This window comes from Pseudomonas sp. AN-B15 (assembly GCF_019056475.1).
In the GTDB taxonomy this organism is placed as follows: Bacteria; Pseudomonadota; Gammaproteobacteria; order Pseudomonadales; family Pseudomonadaceae; genus Aquipseudomonas; species Aquipseudomonas parakoreensis.
In genome coordinates, this window is the sequence record NZ_CP049737.1 from 2194482 (window position 1) to 2212745 (window position 18264).

At 61.0% G+C, this 18264-nt stretch carries 14 protein-coding genes; 2 read left to right on the top strand and 12 right to left on the bottom strand.

Annotation, left to right across the window (positions count from 1 at the left end; all coding sequences use genetic code 11):
• Positions 1-11: 11 nt before the first annotated feature.
• The 8 genes from GTQ41_RS09890 to GTQ41_RS09925 form a co-directional block, all read right to left on the bottom strand.
• On the bottom strand, positions 12-1616 hold the full coding sequence (locus tag GTQ41_RS09890; RefSeq protein ID WP_047291504.1) for an ABC transporter ATP-binding protein: 1605 nt from the start codon (positions 1614-1616) through the stop codon (positions 12-14).
• 1 nt (position 1617) lies between these two features.
• Positions 1618-2640, bottom strand: coding sequence for an ABC transporter permease (locus GTQ41_RS09895; protein WP_047291506.1), 1023 nt, complete (start codon positions 2638-2640; stop codon positions 1618-1620).
• Complete coding sequence (locus tag GTQ41_RS09900) at positions 2640-3704, bottom strand: microcin C ABC transporter permease YejB (RefSeq protein ID WP_047291509.1); 1065 nt, start codon at positions 3702-3704, stop codon at positions 2640-2642. The genes GTQ41_RS09895 and GTQ41_RS09900 overlap by 1 nt, the downstream gene beginning before the upstream one ends.
• Before the next feature lies 1 nt (position 3705).
• Positions 3706-5571, bottom strand: a complete 1866-nt coding sequence (locus tag GTQ41_RS09905) for an extracellular solute-binding protein (protein ID WP_047291511.1) — start codon at positions 5569-5571, stop codon at positions 3706-3708.
• Between the two features lie 149 nt (positions 5572-5720).
• Positions 5721-8432, bottom strand: coding sequence for a TonB-dependent receptor (locus GTQ41_RS09910; RefSeq protein WP_047291513.1), 2712 nt, complete (start codon positions 8430-8432; stop codon positions 5721-5723).
• A 207-nt stretch (positions 8433-8639) separates the two neighbouring features.
• Entirely contained in the window at positions 8640-9041 is a 402-nt protein-coding gene (locus tag GTQ41_RS09915) for a biopolymer transporter ExbD (protein ID WP_003223575.1), read from the bottom strand.
• Positions 9041-9748: a MotA/TolQ/ExbB proton channel family protein gene (locus tag GTQ41_RS09920; RefSeq protein ID WP_007966644.1), complete on the bottom strand. Its 708-nt coding sequence runs from the start codon at positions 9746-9748 to the stop codon at positions 9041-9043. Before GTQ41_RS09920 ends, GTQ41_RS09915 begins: the two co-directional genes overlap by 1 nt.
• Before the next feature lie 46 nt (positions 9749-9794).
• Complete coding sequence (locus tag GTQ41_RS09925; protein ID WP_047291516.1) at positions 9795-10619, bottom strand: energy transducer TonB; 825 nt, start codon at positions 10617-10619, stop codon at positions 9795-9797.
• A 1082-nt stretch (positions 10620-11701) separates the two neighbouring features.
• Here GTQ41_RS09925 and GTQ41_RS09930 point away from each other — a divergent pair.
• A complete protein-coding gene (locus GTQ41_RS09930) occupies positions 11702-12325 on the top strand; it encodes a glutathione S-transferase N-terminal domain-containing protein (protein WP_047291518.1) in 624 nt (207 codons plus the stop codon).
• A 92-nt stretch (positions 12326-12417) separates the two neighbouring features.
• On the opposite strand, the gene GTQ41_RS09935 is transcribed toward GTQ41_RS09930, so the two are convergent.
• On the bottom strand, positions 12418-12858 hold the full coding sequence (locus GTQ41_RS09935; RefSeq protein WP_027613875.1) for a CBS domain-containing protein: 441 nt from the start codon (positions 12856-12858) through the stop codon (positions 12418-12420).
• Between the two features lie 329 nt (positions 12859-13187).
• On the opposite strand from GTQ41_RS09935, the gene GTQ41_RS09940 reads away from it, so the two are divergent.
• Positions 13188-15548 (top strand): DNA polymerase II, encoded by a 2361-nt coding sequence (locus GTQ41_RS09940; protein ID WP_196302415.1) that lies wholly within the window; start codon positions 13188-13190, stop codon positions 15546-15548.
• Here GTQ41_RS09940 and GTQ41_RS09945 read toward each other — a convergent pair.
• From GTQ41_RS09945 to GTQ41_RS09955, 3 genes are all read right to left on the bottom strand, one after another.
• The gene (locus GTQ41_RS09945; RefSeq protein WP_047291522.1) at positions 15513-15983 is read right to left on the bottom strand and encodes a DUF1810 domain-containing protein; all 471 of its coding nucleotides are present in this window, start codon (positions 15981-15983) and stop codon (positions 15513-15515) included. The genes GTQ41_RS09940 and GTQ41_RS09945 overlap by 36 nt on opposite strands.
• Before the next feature lie 28 nt (positions 15984-16011).
• Positions 16012-16833, bottom strand: a complete 822-nt coding sequence (locus GTQ41_RS09950; protein WP_047291524.1) for an aldo/keto reductase — start codon at positions 16831-16833, stop codon at positions 16012-16014.
• Positions 16834-17011: 178 nt separating this feature from the next.
• Positions 17012-18160 (bottom strand): aldose epimerase family protein, encoded by a 1149-nt coding sequence (locus tag GTQ41_RS09955; RefSeq protein ID WP_047291526.1) that lies wholly within the window; start codon positions 18158-18160, stop codon positions 17012-17014.
• Positions 18161-18264 lie beyond the last annotated feature (104 nt).

An 18264-nucleotide genomic window follows, 5' to 3' on the forward strand; every position in this document is an offset into this window, starting at 1 on the left:
TGCGTCAGCTCCTACACAAGCTCGGCAGTTTTACGCGGGACGCTCAGGCCGGAGGCTTTCAGCAGTTCCTGGGTGTAGGGATGCTGCGGCGCAGCAAATATCTCCCGCGACGCCCCTTGCTCGACCACCTGGCCGTCCTTGATCACCAGCAAGTCATGAGCCAGTGCCTGCACCACCGCCAGGTCATGGCTGATGAACAGATAGGTCAGCCCATGCTTGATCTGCAATTGTCGCAACAGCTCCACCACTTGTTTCTGCACCGTGCGATCCAGCGCCGAGGTCGGTTCGTCGAGCAGGATTAGCGCCGGCTCCAGCACCAGTGCGCGGGCGATGGAGATGCGCTGGCGCTGGCCGCCGGAAAATTCGTGGGGGTAGCGATGGCGACTCTTCGGGTCGAGGCCGACTTCCTCCAGTACGCGAATCACCGCCGCCTCGCGCTCGGCCTCGGTGCCGATGCCGTGAGTCAGCAGACCTTCGGCAATGATCTGCTGCACCGACATGCGCGGGCTCAGGCTGCCGAACGGGTCCTGGAACACCACTTGAATCTGCCGCCGCAACGGGCGCATCAAACGCTGATTGAGCAGGCTCAGTTGCTTGTTGCCGAAGCGGATCTCGCCCTCGGATTCCACCAGCCGCAGGATCGCCTGGCCCAGCGTGGATTTGCCCGAACCGGATTCGCCGACAATCCCCAACGTTTTGCCGCGTTGCAGGCGGAAGCTGACGCCGTCCACCGCTTTGATGTACGCCTGCGAACGACTGAACAGTGCCTTGGGCAGTGGAAACCAGACCTTCAGATCATCGACTTCCAGCAGATTGTGTTGATACGCACTTGGCACCGGAGCACCGCTGGGTTCGGCTTCGATCAACAAGCGACTGTAAGGATGTTGCGGGGTGCGAAACAGTGTCTCGCAGTCGGCCTGTTCGACGATTTCGCCGTGGCGCATCACGCACACCCGTTGCGCGATGCGTCGCACCAGATTCAGATCGTGACTGATCAGCAACAGTGACATGCCCAGGCGTTGTTGCAGTTCGATCAACAGCTCAAGAATCTTCTGCTGCACGGTCACGTCCAGCGCGGTGGTCGGTTCATCGGCGATCAGCAGTTCCGGCTCGTTGGCCAGCGCCATGGCGATCATCACCCGTTGCCGTTGTCCGCCCGACAGCTGATGCGGATAGGCTTTCAAGCGCTGCAAAGGCTGGCGAATACCGACCAGTTCCAGCAGCTCCAGCGTCCGCTCACGTGCCGCGCGACCCTTCAGGCCTTTATGAATCTCCAGCACTTCACTGACTTGCTTTTCCACCGTGTGCAACGGGTTCAGCGAGGTCATCGGCTCCTGGAAAATCATCGCAATCCGGTTGCCGCGTAAACCGCGCAGGTGTTGCTCACTGGCCTGCAGCAAGTTCACTCCGCTGTAAGTTATCGAACCGCTGCTGCTGACGCTTTTACCTGGCAATAAACGCAGGATCGAATGCGCCGTGACCGACTTGCCCGAGCCGGACTCACCGACCAGCGCCAGACATTCACCACGGCGAATGTCGAGGTTCAAACCGTGCACCACGGCCTGCTCGCCAAAGGCTACACGCAGGTCGCGAATCTCGATCAAATGGTTTTGCATGTCAGCTCCTCGGATCAAACGCGTCTCGGCAAGCCTCACCGATGAACACCAACAACGACAGAATCAGCGCCAAGGCAAAAAATGCCGTCAGGCCCAGCCACGGCGCCTGCAGATTGCGTTTGGCCTGGCCAATCAGTTCGCCCAGTGAGGCGGTGCCCGCCGGCATGCCGAAGCCAAGAAAATCCAGCGCGGTGAGGGTGGCGATGGCGCCGGTCAGAATGAATGGCAAATAGGTCAGGGTAGAGGTCATTGCGTTGGGCAGGATGTGCCGCCACATCAGCTCACTGTCGGTCAGCCCCAGCGCCCGCGCGGCTTTGACGTATTCCAGATTGCGTCCACGGAGGAACTCGGCGCGCACCACATCCACCAGCGCCAGCCAGGAAAACAGCGCCATGATCCCCAGCAGCCACCAGAAACTCGGCGAGACAAACCCGGACAGAATAATCAGCAGGTACAGCACCGGCAGTCCCGACCAGATCTCCAGCAGCCGTTGCCCGAGCAAATCCACCCAACCGCCGTAATAACCCTGCAACGCGCCGGCAACGATACCGACCAACGCACTGATGCCGGTGAGGATCAGCGCAAACAGGATCGAAATTCGTGTGCCGAAAATCACTCGCGCCAACACGTCCCGCGCCTGATCGTCGGTGCCCAGCCAGTTGCTCGCCGAGGGCGGGCTTGGCGCCGGTTCGGTGAGGTCGTAGTTGACGGTGTCGTAGCTGAACGGAATCGGCGGAAACAGCATCCAGCCGCCCTGATCCTCGATCAGCGAGTGCACGTAAGCGCTGGCGTAATCCGGCTGGAACGGCAGCTCGCCGCCGAAATCGGTTTCCAGGTAATCGCTGAGGATCGGGAAGTACAAAGCGCCGTGGTAGCGGATCACCAACGGTTTGTCGTTGGCAATCAGTTCGCCGCCAAGGCAGATCAGGCACAGGCCAATGAACAGCCACAGCGACCAGCGTCCACGACGGTTGGCCTTGAACTGCGCGACCCGGCGCTGACCCAGAGGAGAGAGTGTGAACATCAGGCAGTCCTCGCCGAGAAGTCGATGCGCGGGTCGAGCAGGGTGTAGCTGAGGTCGCCGATCAGCTTGATCAACAGGCCGAACAAGGTGAACAGGAACAGCGCGCCGAACACCACCGGATAGTCCCGCGACACCGCCGCTTCGTAACTCATGCGCCCGAGGCCATCGAGGTTGAAAAGGGTTTCGATCAGCAAGGAGCCAGCGAAAAACACTTCGATCAGCGCCGACGGCACACCCGCCACCACCAGCAGCATGGCGTTGCGAAACACGTGGCCGTAAAGCACGCGGCGTTCGGTCAGCCCCTTGGCCCGTGCGGTAATCACGTACTGGCGGCTGATCTCGTTGAGGAAGCTGTTTTTGGTGAGGATGGTCAGGGTGGCGAAGCCACCGATGACCAGCGCCGTGACCGGCAACACCAGGTGCCAGAGGTAGTCGCCGACCTTGCCCAAGGTGCTGAGGCTGTCGAAGTTATCCGACACCAGCCCTTGCACCGGGAACCAGTTGACGTAGCTGCCGCCGGCGAACACCACGATCAGCAGAATCGCAAACAGAAACGCCGGCATCGCGTAGCCGATGATGATCGCGGTGCTGCTCCAGACATCGAATGCGCTGCCGTTCCTGATCGCTTTGCGAATGCCCAGCGGGATCGAAATCAGGTAGGTGATCAGCGTCGCCCACACGCCGAGCGACAACGACACCGGCAGTTTCTGCAGGATCAGATCGGTGACCTTGGCACCGCGAAAGAAACTGCTGCCCAGGTCCAGCTGCGCGTAGTTTTTCAGCATCAGCCACAGGCGTTCGTGCATCGGCTTGTCGAAACCGTAGTGGTGTTTGATTTCCTCGATCAGCGCCGGGTCGAGGCCACGGCTGCTGCGCCCGGCACCGCCCGTCGCAGCGACTTCGCCACCACCGCCCATGCTGTGCCCGCCGAAACCTTGCAGACGCGCGATGGCTTGTTCCACCGGGCCGCCCGGCGCGGCCTGCACGATGAGGAAATTGACCACCAGAATGCACAGCAGCGTAGGGATGATCAGCAGTAAACGTCGACTCAGATAACGCAGCATGTCACTGGCCCCCCGCAAGCTGGGCGTGCATCTGTTGCGTGGTCAACGGCTTGGCCGAGACCTCCCACCAGGTGTTGAGGCCTTCGTCGTAGGCCGGTTGCACCGGAGGCCTGCCGAAGCGGTTCTGATACACCGTCGGCGTGCCTTTGGAGTAGTAGTTGGGAATCATGTAGTAACCCCATTGCAGCACCCGGTCGAGGGCGCGGGCGTAATGCACCATGGCGTCGCGGGTGTCGGCCTTGACCAGCCCGTCGATCAGTTGATCGACCGCCGGGTTGGCCAGCACCATTGAGTTGGAACTGCCGACCTGCGTGGCACTTTGCGAGGCATACAGGCTGTACAGTTCGCGGCCGGGGGAGACGATCGGATCGCCACTGCGCGGGAAACTGGTGACGATCATGTCGTAGTCGCGGGCGTTGAGCCGATTGACGTATTGCGCCGAATCGATCCGCCGTAGATTCAGGGTGATGCCGATCTGCGCGAGGGTGCGTTTGAATGGCAACAGCATGCGGTCGAAGCCGCCCTGACCGTCGAGGAAGGTGAACGCCAGCGGCTCGCCAGCGGCGTTGACCAATCGGCTGTGTTGCGGCGTCCAGCCCGCCTCGGCGAGCAGTTTCAGCGCCTGCAACTGCTTGTCGCGTATGTAACCGCTGCCGTCGGTTTTCGGCGCCTGATAGACCTCGGTGAACACTTCGTCCGGGATCTGCCCGCGCAACGGTTCGAGGATCTTCAATTCCTCGGCGTCGGGCAGGGCGGTGGCGGCCATTTCACTCTTCGGCCAGAAGCTGTTCTGACGCACGTAGAAGCCGCGCATCATCTGCTTGTTGGTCCACTCGAAATCCCACAGCAGACTGATCGCCTGACGCACGCGGCGATCCTGAAAAATCGGGTTTTGCAGGTTGAACACGAAGCCTTGCGCCGCCGTGGGTTTTTCCGGGGCGAGAATCGCCTGTTGCAAACGCCCGTCACGCAATGCCGGGCTGTCGTAGCCGACCACGTAACCGGACGAAGAAAACTCGCGGTTGTAATCGAACGCACCGGCCTGCAGCAGTTGGCGAGCGACGTCGGTGTCGCCGTAGAAATTCACCGTGAGCGTGTCGAAGTTGTACATTCCGCGACTGACCGGCAAGTCCTTGCCCCACCAGTCCGGGTCGCGCTGGAAACTGATGCTGCGCCCGGCGTCGACCTTGCTCACGCGATACGGGCCGCTGCCCAGCGGCGGTTCGAAGCCGCCGCCGTTGGCGAAATCGCGCGTCTTCCACCAGTGTTCGGGCACCACGCGCAGCGTCGCCAGGTCCAGCGCCAGGGTGCGGTTGAGGTTGTTCTTGAAGGTGAAACGCACCTGCCGTGGACCTTCGATCAGCACGTCCTGCACGTCGGCGTACTGCTGGCGATAACTGAGGCTGCCCTTGGTCATCAGCAGGTTGAAGGTGTAGCGCACGTCTTCGGCGGTGATCGGCGTACCGTCGGCGAAGCGGGCCTTGGGGTTGAGGGTGAAGCGCACCCAGAGCCCCTCGGGATCGCGTTCCATTTGTTGCGCGACCAGTGCGTAAACGGTGTAGGGCTCGTCCAGCGAACGGAACGCCAGCGGCGCATACACCCAGTCGTTGACCTGCACCACGGAAATGCCCTGATCGGCATACGGGGTGATGTAGTTGTACTGGCCGATTTCCATCGACGCCCGGCTGAGCGAACCGCCCTTGGGCGCGTCGGGATCGACGAAATCGAAATGCTGGAAACCCGCCGGATACTTCGGCGCTTCGCCGTACACCGTCAGTGCATAGCTGCCGGCGGCCATTGCTGGCACAGCGGCGCAGAGCAAGGCGCCGCCGAGCAGCAGGCCTGCCATGTTGCGCAAAAAACTCATGAGGTCACCCTGAAAATCCCTGAAGAAACCCGGTTCCCATGTGGGAGCTGGCTTGCCAGCGATAGCGGTATGTCAGTGAAGTAAATGTCGACTGATACGACGCTATCGCTGGCAAGCCAGCTCCCACAGGGTTTTTTGGCGCTCGTTCTTTAGAAGTGATACGTCATGCGCGCAAACAGCGTGCGGCCCAGCGGGTCGGTGTAGCGCGGGTCATAGCCGCTCTGGAAGTTGTAGGCCTGGTTGGAGAACGGTGGGTTGCGGTCGAACATGTTCTTCATCCCGGCATCGACATCCAGCACCTTGTTGAAGGTGTAGCCGGCCGACAGGTCCCACACCGAATACGACGCCACGCGTGCGTGGGTATCGCGGTCGTAGTCGTTGTAACCGGTGGTGAAGCGGTTGGTCAGCGACGCCCTTGCGGCGCCGAAGGTCCAGCTGCCGGTGAGGTTGTGTTTCCAGCGCGCGATCACGCCGTCCCCTTCGAAGTCGCCAACCTTGTCGGTGAACGGGCCTTTGATGGTGCTCTGGAAGTCGTACTCGTCCACGTAAGTGCCTTGCAGCCCCAGACCGAACTGGCCGTAAGGGGTGTTCGGGAAGCGGTAGTCCAGCGACACATCGACGCCGTTGGTTTCGACGATGCCGAGGTTGGCATTGCCGGTGACGATGTAGTTAAGCGTGCCGTCGGCGTTGCGCACGAAGCGATCCGGGTAGCTGCCGGCCTGATCGAACACGGTGGACTCGGGGAACGGCTGGATCTGGTTGGAAATATGAATCCACCAGAAATCCAGGCCCACGGAAAGGTTGCTGACCGGTTGATAGACGAAGCCCAGCGTCACGTTGCGCGCCTTCTCCGGAGCCAGATCTTCATTGCCGCCGATCTGATTGAGGAACTGCTGACCGCAATCGCGCCCGCCGTTGCCGCCCGGTTGCACCACGCCGCCGGTACACAGCACCGGATCGTTGTAGTAGCCCTGGGTGTAGGTGATGCTGCGCGGCGAATACAGCTCGTAGAGCGACGGCGCCCGGAAGCCTTCGCTGTACGCGCCACGCACCACCAGCTCTTTGAGCGGCTGATAACGGAACGAGTATTTCGGGTTGGTGGTGCTGCCGAAGTCGCTGTATTTGTCGTGACGCACAGCGGCGGACAGTTCGAGGCTGTCGAGCACCGGCACATTGATTTCGGCGTACGCGGCTTTCACGCTGCGGTCGCCCTCGACGCTGCCGGCCGGGTCGATACCGAGGCTCTGGATGTCACCGGCAAACGACTCGAAATCCTGATGGAATTTCTCTTTGCGGTACTCGCCTCCCAGCGCCAGACCGGCCGGCCCGGCACCGAACCAGTCTCCGATCTCGCGACTGACCCGCCCGTCGAAACCGGCCACGCGGCCGACGGCGGTGGAGTAGGCGCCGTGGTACATCGCTTGATCGATGTATTGCTGACCGGCGCTGGTCTGCGGGCCGAACGGGTTGAGCAGACCACTGGCCAGACCGTTGATCATCGCCTGATCGCTGATATAGCCGCTGGTGACGCTGGAGACGATTTTGTTCTGGTTGTACGAGGCGCCGACGTTGTAATCCCAGCCGCCGACCAGACCGTCGAAGCTCAACAGAAAGCGCTGGCTGGTGTTCTGGTCTTTCGATTCCCGTGGGCCGGCGGCGGTTTCGCGCCAGTTCACATCGACCGGTTGCGTCGGGTCGAGGGCGAAGCCCGTGGGGCCAGGCGTGATGCCGTTGCCGGGGTAGTACGGCGACGAGGAATCCAGGCTCAGGCCGGTGAGCGGGGCCGGGCCGACCGCGGTGGCGTTGTTGTTGCGTGACCAGAAGTATTCGAGGTTGACGTTGTGATCGTCGCCGAGTTTGCCGGTGGTCTTGCCGAAGAACGAGGTCTTCTCGGTTTGCGGAATCAGGTCGATGTATTCGCGGGTGCTGAAGCGGCACAGCCCATCGCGCGCGACCAGGTTCGGACCATTGCAATTGCTGTTGGCCAACGGGTTGGTGGCGTTGCCGTTCTGGCTGTAGTTGCCGGGGAACGCGGTGCCGGAGGTCTGGTCCAGGCCACGACCAGGGTCGTAGTCGCGGGCGAAGGAGCGGTCGTTGGCGTCGAGGTTCTGTTGCTTGTTGTAGTTGAACACGCCGAGCACGTTGAAGCGGTCTTCTTCCAGATCGCCATAGCCCCAACTGGCGCTCATGTCTTTGGTGGCACCGCCGCCGCTGTGGGTCGGGGTTTCGCCACCGAGGGTGAGCTGGCCGTCGGTCAGGGATTTTTTGGTGATGAAGTTGATCACGCCGCCGATGGCGTCGGTGCCGTACAGGGCTGATGCGCCGTCGCGCAGAACCTCCACGCGCTCGATGGCGGCAAACGGGATCATGTTCAGATCCACCGCGCCGCCGGCCGAGTTGGTGCCGGACAAGGCGTTGTTGGCCAGGCGCCGACCGTTGAGCAGCACCAGGGTCTTGTTCGCGCCGATGCCGCGCATGTCGGCAAACGAGGCGCCACCGGTGGCGGCGCCGACTGAGCCGGCGCTGTTGTTGATCGACTGGCTGCCGGTGATCCGCTGCACCAGTTCGGCGGTAGTGGTCACGCCCTGTTTGCGCAGCTCATCGGCTTTCAGAATGGTGATCGGCACGGCCGTTTCCGCATCGACCCGGCGAATCGCCGAGCCGGTCACTTCCACCCGTTGCAATTGTGTGGTCGGTGCCACCACTGCGGCTGCAGCGGGAACGGCGACGTTGTCGTCCTCGGCGGCTTGCACGGTCCCGGCGCCCATCCCCATGGCCACCAGGTACAACGGAACAAAACGGTGACGAGAAATCGTTGCCACCAAAGGTTTGAGCGTGAAGCGTGGAGTGTTCATCAGCATGGTTGTTTCCGACTTGATCAGACGTTATCGAATTGGCCTTGTGAGCCCCTCATTGCTCCGCTTTCGGTGATACCGCATGCGGAAAGCCACTTTCTTCAAGCAAGCCGATCCCCTCCGAAGACGTCTGGCGTTTTTCGGTCGGCTGATTGCGACGGGAAGCGGTTCGCGGTGTCGGGCGCGTTTCTCAACGCGCGCCCGACACCGCACTCAGTGGGTGGTCATCACCGAAATCTTGCTGATGCCCGAGCGTTCGATGGACGCCATGGCCTTGGCCACTTGGCCGTAATTGACGTTGGCGTCGGCCTGCAGCTGCACGCGCACTTCGGCGTCCTTGGCCTTGACCTCCTTGAGGCTGGCCTCCAGAGATTCCGGTGCCAGTTCGGTTTTCGCCAGGTAGAACTTGCCGTCCTGATCGACGCTGACCACCACCGGGTCTTTCTTCTCGGCGGGGGCGACGGCGTCGGTTTTCGGCAGGTTGACCTTGATCGCGTTGGTCATCAGCGGTGCGGTGACGATGAACACCACCAGCAGCACGAGCATCACGTCCACCAGCGGCGTGACGTTCATTTCGCTGAGTACTTCATCGCTGTCTTGGGTGGAAAAGGACATCAGCTGGCCTCCCGCACGGCGGCAGTGGTTTTGCTGGCGATGGCCTGGCGGCTGATGGAGAACGCGCTGCGCGAGGCGAGGGCATCGAAGTCGTGGGCGAAATCATCCATGTCCGCCGAGGCCAGTTTCAGGCGGCGCAAAAAGAAGTTGTAAATCAGCACCGCCGGGACCGCGACGGCGATCCCGACGCCGGTGGCGATCAGCGCGTGACCGATCGGGCCGGCGACCGCTTCAAGGCTCGCCGAACCGGTTTCGCCGATGCTTTGCAGGGCTTCCATGATCCCCCACACGGTACCGAACAGGCCAATGAACGGCGCGGTGCTGCCGATACTGGCGAGGATTGCCTGGCCGTTTTCCAGCGAGCGGCGTTCCTTCTGAATCTGCTGGCGCAGGTTGCGCTCCAGGCGATCGGAACGGTTGATGGTGTGCGCCAGTTGTTGCGTGGTCCGTGGCGATTCTTCCACCAGCAAGGCTTCGAAACCGCTGCTGGCGATGCGCGCCAGCGAGCCCGGATACTGGCTGGCGTGCTCGGCCGCGGTGAGCAGATCCGGCGCGCCCCAGAAGGCTTTGCTGAACTGTTTGTTCTGGGCTTTCTGGCGCAGGTATTGCGCCGACTTGACCAGCAGGATCGCCCAGCTGACCACGGAAAACAGCACCAGGCCCCAGAGCACACCGGGGACAATCATCGAAGACAGTGAATTGTTCATCGCTACACCTCGCTTGCATTAAGTCGGTTGTGAGTTGGGTTTGCCGTTATTGCGGCAATTTGAAATCGATGGTCTGGGTGGCAAAGCCGTCAATCGGCGTGTCACCGCGTTTGGCCGGAATGAACTTCCAGTTCTTTACCGCCGCGACGGCGGCGTCATCCAGTTGCGGTTTGCCGCTGGACTTGGTCACTGTCACCGAACCAGCACGTCCGTTGGCCAACACCTGAATGCGCAGCACCACGCTGCCTTCCCAGTTGCGCCGCAGCGCCAGTGACGGGTACTCCGGCGGCGGGTTGCCAAGGCTGGCAAGGCCGGAAATCGCGGCCGATTCCTTGACCGGGCCCGGCGCGGCGGCCGGGGCCGGTGGCGCGCTCGGTGTCGCCGGCGCAGCGGGAGCGGCCGGTTGTGCCGGGGCGGGCGGGGCTTTTGGCGGCTCGACCTTCTTCACCGGTTTGGGCTTCTCGAGCGGTTTCGGTTTTTCGATCGGCTTGGGTTTCTCCACCGGTTTGGGCGGTGGCTTGACCGCGTCTTCGTCCTCCACCGGTTGTTCCGGCTCCGGAGGTGGAGGGGGCGGTGGTGGCGGTGGTGGTTCCGGTGTGGGCGGTGCCGGTGGCGTCGGGCTGCTCAGCTCGACGGTCATTTCCGGAATCTGCGGCGGCGTCGGCAGGGGCTCGGGCCGGGTCTGCTGGAAAAACCACCAGGCACCGCCGTGTATCAGTGCCGATACCGCCACCAGCAACAGCATCTGCTGCTTGTTCAACCCGCCGGGCTGCGAAGTGTTGGCCGTGAAGGCCGGTCTGCCCGGTGGTGGCGGGACTGGCGCGTCCCGTAACGGCCCCGGCAGGGTTCTGTGCTTTACCGCATCGTTCATTAAAGCTCCCTCGGGTTGATGAAGGGCAATAAGGTGCCGTCCGAACATTTCGTTGATGTTCGAGTGGGTGGGTGTAACTTTCTTTTGGGTGTACGCAAGCCGATAGTTGAACTATCTATTGAATAGGCTTGTGCAGGCTTACTGGCTTAACGCCAATGACTTCGTTTGTTCATTCGCCATTCCCTGGTGTTGTTCTGTATCGGTATGGATTGTTTCAATGGTCGTGATTCATTTTGCAACCGCTGTGCCAAATATTGCTGAAATGTAGCGCGGTTATTTCATGGCTGTTACCCATGTCGCATTTATATAAATTTTACAGACAGTCCCCATTTTATTTAGTGCATGACTGTCCGCGGCCCCGAACGCCGGGGCTTTTTTGCAGGCGAGTCAGACCGGGCGCTGTATCGGCCGGATTAGCCAGATAGAGCCGCTGAGCTCGGGTCCTCCAGGGCGCTTGATGGTGCGCGACGGACTGATTTGGTGCGGGTCAATGTTTTAGCGGGTCACGGCGCATGTTCCTTGTTTTTGTTTAAATGAAATCAGTATTCCGGATCTGCGTTAGTTGCGTGTGCAGGAACGCTTTTGGTGCAATTAAAAAATCAATTGAAGTTATTGTTCGACAATTTGGCAGTCGCTGATTAACTCAGTGCTGGCTCAACAACTTCATGGGTCTTATTTAAAAAATAAATATCACGCTGCCGTCGGCGCATTATTCAGCGCCAGCAGAGTGGTCGGTTATCAGGTTCAGGTAATGACGTAAATGCGCGGGTGGCCGGTGCTGTTCAGGTGAACTCGACATTGCGCGGATGGGTATAAACAGGCCGTGAAACGGCAGAACGATTGAAGATTCACGCAGTGACCTCCTTGTTGCCAGTTCGGATACGCGAACTTTTGGTCCGGTATCGCACCTTACAAGAACGCGGATAGCGTTCGATGATTGCTCTTGGTGCGGGATGGGCACCGCCAGCGCAGTTTTGCGGGGTTTGAATTCGCAAGTCGCGAATGCATGGGAAAAACGTGCCAAAGCCGATACACCCGCTATAAATAGGGCTACACAGATCCGTCGAGATCGAGGAGGGGGCATGTATCAACTGTACGGACATCGCAATTCGGGTGCTGCAGCCATCGAAGCAGCGCTGGAGTTATGCCAGATCGCCTATCGCTTCATCGATATCGAAGCTTCGAGCGAGGCGGCCGAAGCCCTGGCGCGCCTCAATCCACTGAAACAGGTGCCGACCCTGCAGTTGCCCGATGGCAGTGCGATCACCGAGAGTGTGGCGATTCTGATTCATCTGGGCTTGAGTTTTCCCGAGTCCGGTCTGTTGCCGGCCAAGGCGGCTGATCGCGATCAGGCGATTCGCGGCATGGTCTACATCGCGAGCAATTGCTACGCGGCCATCGGCGTCATCGATTACCCCGAGCGCTGGCTGGTGATGCCGGACGAAGCCTCACGACAGAATCTGATGGCCGGTGCCCGCGAGCGCTTGCACTGGAGTTGGGAAGTATTTGCCGACCAGTTTTCCGCCGAGTTGTACCTGGACGACGAGACGCCCGGCGCCCTGGACGTGCTGGCAGCGGTGGTGACGCGCTGGTCGGGGAGTCGCGAGCACCTGCGCCAGACCCGCCCCGGGTTCTACGCATGGTTGCAGCGCATTGACCGGCACCCGGTGCTGGCGCCTGTCTTCGCCCGGCATTGGCCGGTTTAAGAGTGTAAAGATCAAAAGATCGCAGCCTCTGGCAGCTCCTACACTGTTCTCTGTAGGAGCTGCCGGAGGCTGCGATCTTTTGATCTTGCGGATTATTCCCCGCGAATGTACTGCTCCAGCTGCTTGATCAGCTCGGCCTGTTCGGCAATCGCCTCTTTCACCAGGTCGCCGATCGACAGCAGGCCGATCAGCTTGCCGTTCTCCACCACCGGCAAGTGGCGCAGGCGTTTGTCGGACATGATGCCCAGGCAGGTGTCGACGGTCTGGTGGGTGTCCACGGTGATGACGTCCTTGACCATGATGTCGCGCACCGGTGTGCCCACTGACGAGCGCCCGTGCAGCACCAGTTTGCGCGCGTAATCACGCTCACTGATGATGCCGACCACTTTGTCATCTTCCATCACCACCAAGGCCCCGACGTTTTTCTCGGCCATTTTCATCAGCGCTTCGAGCACCATGTGACCGGGATCGATATGGTGCACTTCCTGATTTTTCTGATCTTTGAGCTTGAGCAGTTGGGCGACGGTCTTCATGGTGGTTACTCAGGTGTTGTCGTTGTTCTCCAAGCATCGTAGACGCTGGCGCGCAGGGCAAGGTGGCAAAGCGGCAGATAGCACGCAAAAAACGTCATTTGCCGGTTTTTCGGGCTTACCGCTAACCCTGTGGCGAGGGAGCTTGCTCCCGCTGGACTGCGTAGCAGGCCCAAACCTTGAGAATTCGGTTTGCCTGATGCACGGCATTGCCTGGTTTTGCGACTGCTGCGCAGCCGAGCGGGAGCAAGCTCCCTCGCCACAGGGTATGGGGTTATCCCCTGAATGGCAGCGTAGAATGCCCCTCTGATTCAATTCCTGAGGTTGCAGTGGTGGATTTACAGCAGGGCTTCGTCCTGACCCGGCATTGGCGCGACACCCCGGCCGGCACCGAAGTCGAGTTCTGGCTGGCGACCGACGCCGGACCGCGCCGTGTGCGTCTGGCGCCGCAGACGTCAGTGGCGTTTATCCCCGCTGCACAACGCGAAGCGGCCGAACGTCTGCTGCACGATGAAAAGAATGTCGAGCTGCGCCCGCTGGCCCTGCAGGATTTCGAGCATCGCCCGGTGCTGGGCCTGTATTGCCAGCAACACGGTCAATTGATGCGCCTGGAAACCGCGCTCAACCGCGCCGGGGTCGACGTCTTTGAAGCCGACGTGCGCCCGCCGGAACGCTACCTGATGGAGCGCTTCATCACCGCGCCGGTGCTGTTCAGTGGCAGTGCCGATGACGACGGCGTCTTGCTCAATGCCCAACTGAAACCCGACCCCTACTACCGACCGCAACTGCGGCTGGTATCGCTGGACATCGAAACTACCGAAACCGGCGAGCTGTATTCCATTGCCCTGGAAGGCTGCGGCCAGCGTCAGGTGTACATGCTCGGCGCACCGAACGGTGATGCGAGCATTGTCGACTTCGATCTCGAATACTGCGATTCGCGCACCGTCCTTCTCAAAAAGCTCAACGACTGGTTCGCCCTCCACGACCCCGACGCGATCATCGGCTGGAACGTCGTGCAGTTCGACCTGCGCGTCCTCCACGAACACGCGCGGCGCCTCGGCGTGCCGCTGAAAATCGGTCGTGGCGGTGAAGAGATGCAATGGCGCGAACACGGCAGTCGCACGCATTTCTTTGCTTCGGCGGCGGGGCGGCTGATCATCGATGGCATTGAATCGCTGCGTTCGGCGACCTGGAGTTTCCCTTCGTTCAGCCTGGAAAACGTCGCCCAGACCTTGCTTGGCGAAGGCAAGGCGATCGACAACCCATACCAGCGCATGGACGAAATCAACCGCATGTTCGCCGAGGACAAACCGGCGCTGGCCAAGTACAACCTCAAGGACTGCGAACTGGTCACGCGGATCTTCGCCAAAACCGAACTGCTGACGTTTTTGCTCGAACGCGCCAGCGTCACTGGCCTGCCGGCGGACCGCAGCGGCGGCTCGGTGGCGGCGTTTACCCATTTGTACATGCCGCTGATGCACCGTCAGGGTTTCGTAGCGCCGAATCTGGGCACCAATCCGCCACAGGCCAGCCCGGGCGGCTTCGTCATGGATTCACAGCCGGGGCTGTACGAGTCGGTGCTGGTGCTTGATTACAAGAGCCTGTATCCGTCGATCATCCGCACCTTTCTGATCGACCCGGTGGGGCTGATCGAAGGTTTGCAGCACCCGGACGATGCCGATTCGGTTCCGGGTTTTCGCGGCGCGCGTTTCTCGCGCACCCGGCATTGCCTGCCGTCGATTGTCGCGCGGGTCGCCGAAGGTCGCGAGACCGCCAAACGCGAGCACAACGCGCCACTGTCGCAGGCGCTGAAGATCATCATGAACGCGTTCTACGGCGTGCTCGGTTCCAGCGGCTGCCGTTTTTTCGATACGCGTCTGGCGTCGTCGATTACTCTGCGCGGCCACGAGATCATGCTGCGCACGCGCCAGCTCATCGAAGCGCAGGGCCATGCGGTGATCTACGGCGACACCGATTCGACCTTCGTCTGGCTGCGCCGGCCTCACGGTCAGGAGGAGGCGGCGCAGATCGGCCAAGCGCTGGTCAAGCACGTCAACGACTGGTGGCGCGAGCACGTGCGGGAAGCATACGGCCTGCAAAGCGCCCTCGAATTGCAGTACGAAACCCACTACAAACGCTTTCTGATGCCGACCATTCGCGGCGCCGAGGAGGGCAGCAAGAAGCGCTACGCCGGACTGGTGACCCGCGCCGACGGCAGTGAAGAAATGGTCTACAAAGGCCTGGAAACCGTGCGCACCGACTGGTCGCTGCTGGCCCGGCAATTTCAGCAGGAGCTCTACGAACGGATCTTCCAGCGCAAGCCGTATCAGGATTACGTGCGCGATTACGTGCGCAAGACTCTGGCCGGCGAGTTCGATGAACGACTGGTCTACCGCAAGCGCCTGCGCCGCACTCTTGATGACTACGAACGCAACGTGCCGCCGCATGTGCGGGCGGCGCGGCTGGCCGATGATTACAACGCGCAGCACGGGCGTCCACGGCAGTACCAGAATGGCGGCTGGATCAGTTACGTCATCACCCTGGCCGGGCCGGAACCGCTGGAAGTGCGCCGCGCCGCGATCGACTACGACCACTACATCACTCGCCAACTGCAACCGGTGGCGGATGCGATTCTGCCGTTCGTCGATGACGATTTTTCAACCCTGATCGGGGGGCAACTGGGCCTGTTTTGAGTCCAGTAGCTGCAACGTCCATTCGTCAAGGATGCCATGGAAGTAGCGCTCCAGTGCCTGAGCGAACGGGCAGTCGTCGGCGCTGAACTGCGCAAACAGGGTCATCGAGGAGTGGAATTTCAGGTCGTCGGGGTGGCCGAAAATTTCGGCTATCGAGCGCTGACGGATGTTCAGCACCAGTTGCGTGCAGGTGCGCAGCCGTGCGCCAAGCAGATCGTGGGCCAGATAGGCCTGCGCCTCTTCGGCGGATTGAATGGCGTAACGCCGGGACATTTCGCTGCCGCCCAGCCCGGCGAACTGCGGGAACACAAACCACATCAAGTGACTGCGTTTGCGCCCCTCATCGAGTTCGCGCTGAACCCGTTCGAACACCGGGTCCTGCGCCTGGACGAAACGCTGCAGATTGAACGGATCGTACTGATCAGTGCTTCTCATGACGAAGCCCTCGCCAACGGCCAGCGACTCAGACCATCGCCAGCCGTTGCTTGCGTTGTGGCGCTTTGAATACCTGATCCAGCGCCGCCAGATCCCCGGCATCCAGTTGCAACTGCGCCGCTTGTGCATTGAGTTGCACGTGTTCCGGTCGCACAGCCTTGGGAATCGCAATCACACCATCCTGACGCAGAATCCACGCCAGTGAAACCTGTGCCGGGCTAACGTTGTGACGAGTGGCAATCGTGTTCAGCACCGGTTCAGCCAGCATCGCACCGCCCTGACCGATCGGGCAGTACGCCATCAATGGCATGCGTTGCTGCTGGCACCATGGCAGCAGATCGAATTCGACGCCGCGCTCTTTCAGGTTGTACAGCACCTGATTGGTCGCACAGGCCGGGGAAGACAATTCTTCGAGATCATCGACATCAAAATTCGACACGCCCCAACGGCCAATCTTGCCGTCCTCGCGCAGGCGTTCGAAGGCTTCGACGGTTTCTTCCAGCGGATACTGGCCGCGCCAATGCAGCAGATAGAGGTCGATGTAATCGGTGCCGAGCCGGCGCAGACTGCGTTCGCAGGCTTGCGGGATACCTTTGCGGCTGGCGTTGTGCGGATAGACCTTGCTCACCAGAAACACCTGATCGCGCAGGCCCGCGATGGCTTCGCCGACGACAGCTTCGGCACCGCCTTCGGCGTACATTTCTGCGGTGTCGATAAGGGTCATGCCGAGTTCGATGCCTTGGCGCAGCGCGGACACTTCACGCGAGTGCGCCGAGCGGTCTTCGCCCATGCGCCAGGTGCCTTGGCCGATCACTGGAACCTGCACGCCTGCCAGTTCGAGGGTACGCATTCAAACCTCCTGTGCTGATGGTCATACCTTAGTGGGCAGCAGGATAGCGCAGGGGTTCCAATGGAGGGCGATGAACCTGTGGCGAGGGGATTTATCCCCGATGGGCGCGTAGCGCCCCCAAGAAGCAGGGTTGCTGCGCAACCCATCGGGGATAAATCCCCTCACCACAAGGCCGGTGCTATTTCGCGGAGAACTTCAACACCACGCTATGGCTGTAAGTCTGCCCCGGATCCAGCCGCGTGCTCGGGAAGTCCGGCTGATTCGGCGCATCCGGATAGTGCTGCGTTTCCAGGGTAAACGCGCCCCAGTGCGGATAGACCTTGCCGCCCTTGCCCTTGACCGTACCGTCGAGGAAGTTGCTGGTGTAGAACTGCACGCCCGGCTCGCTGGTGAACAGCTGCAGATGCCGTCCGGATTGCGGATCGCTGACCTCGGCGGCGACTTTGCTCACATCACCTTTGGTATCCAGCACCCAGTTGAAATCAAAGCCGCCCTGTTTCGGTTCGGCGAATTTCAGCTGCGGGTGTTCAGCCTTGATGTGGGTGCCGATGGCAGTGGGCTGGGTGAAGTCCATCGGCGTGCCGGCCACGGGCGCCAGTTCGCCGGTCGGGATCAGTTTGCCGGTGACCGGGGTGTAATGGCTGGCGTGCAAGGTGGCCACCTGCTTGAGGATGTCGCCATTGCCGGCACCGGCGAGGTTGAAGTAGCTGTGGTTGGTCAGGTTGAGCACCGTCGGTTTATCGGTGCTGGCCTTGTAGTCGATGCGCAACTCGTTGTTGTCGGTCAGGCGGTAGGTCACTTCGGTGGTGAGATTGCCGGGGAAGCCCATTTCACCGTCCGCCGATAGATAGGTGAGGGTCACGCCGACTGAATCCTTGTCCTTGGTTTCCTGCGCTTTCCAGACTTTCTTGTCGAAACCCTGGGTGCCGCCATGCAAGGCGTTGGACTTGTCGTTCTGCGGCACTTGATAGCGCTTGCCGTCGAGTTCAAATGCACCCTCGGCCAGGCGATTGCCGAAACGGCCGATGGTCGCGCCGAAATACGCCGTGCCTTTCTGGTAACCCTGAACATCGTCGAAACCGAGCACCACGTCAGCAGCTTTGCCGTGTTTGTCCGGTACTAGCAGCGATTGCAAGGTGGCGCCGTAGGTGATGACGGTCGCCTGCATGCCGTGGCTGTTGCGCAGGATGTATTGCTCGACGGGCGTGCCGTCATTGGTTTTGCCAAAGGCTTTGTGTTCGGCGCTCAGGCCGGCTGCGTTGGCGGAGAGGGTGGCGATCATCAGGGACAGTCCGAGGCCGGAAAGCAGGTGACGGGATTGAAGCATGGTTGACCTTCCTTTTTGTTGTTGTTTTGAAAACACCACAATTCCCCTGTAGGAGCTGCCGCAGGCTCGGGCCGCGTTCGGACGATCTTTTGATCTTGATTCTA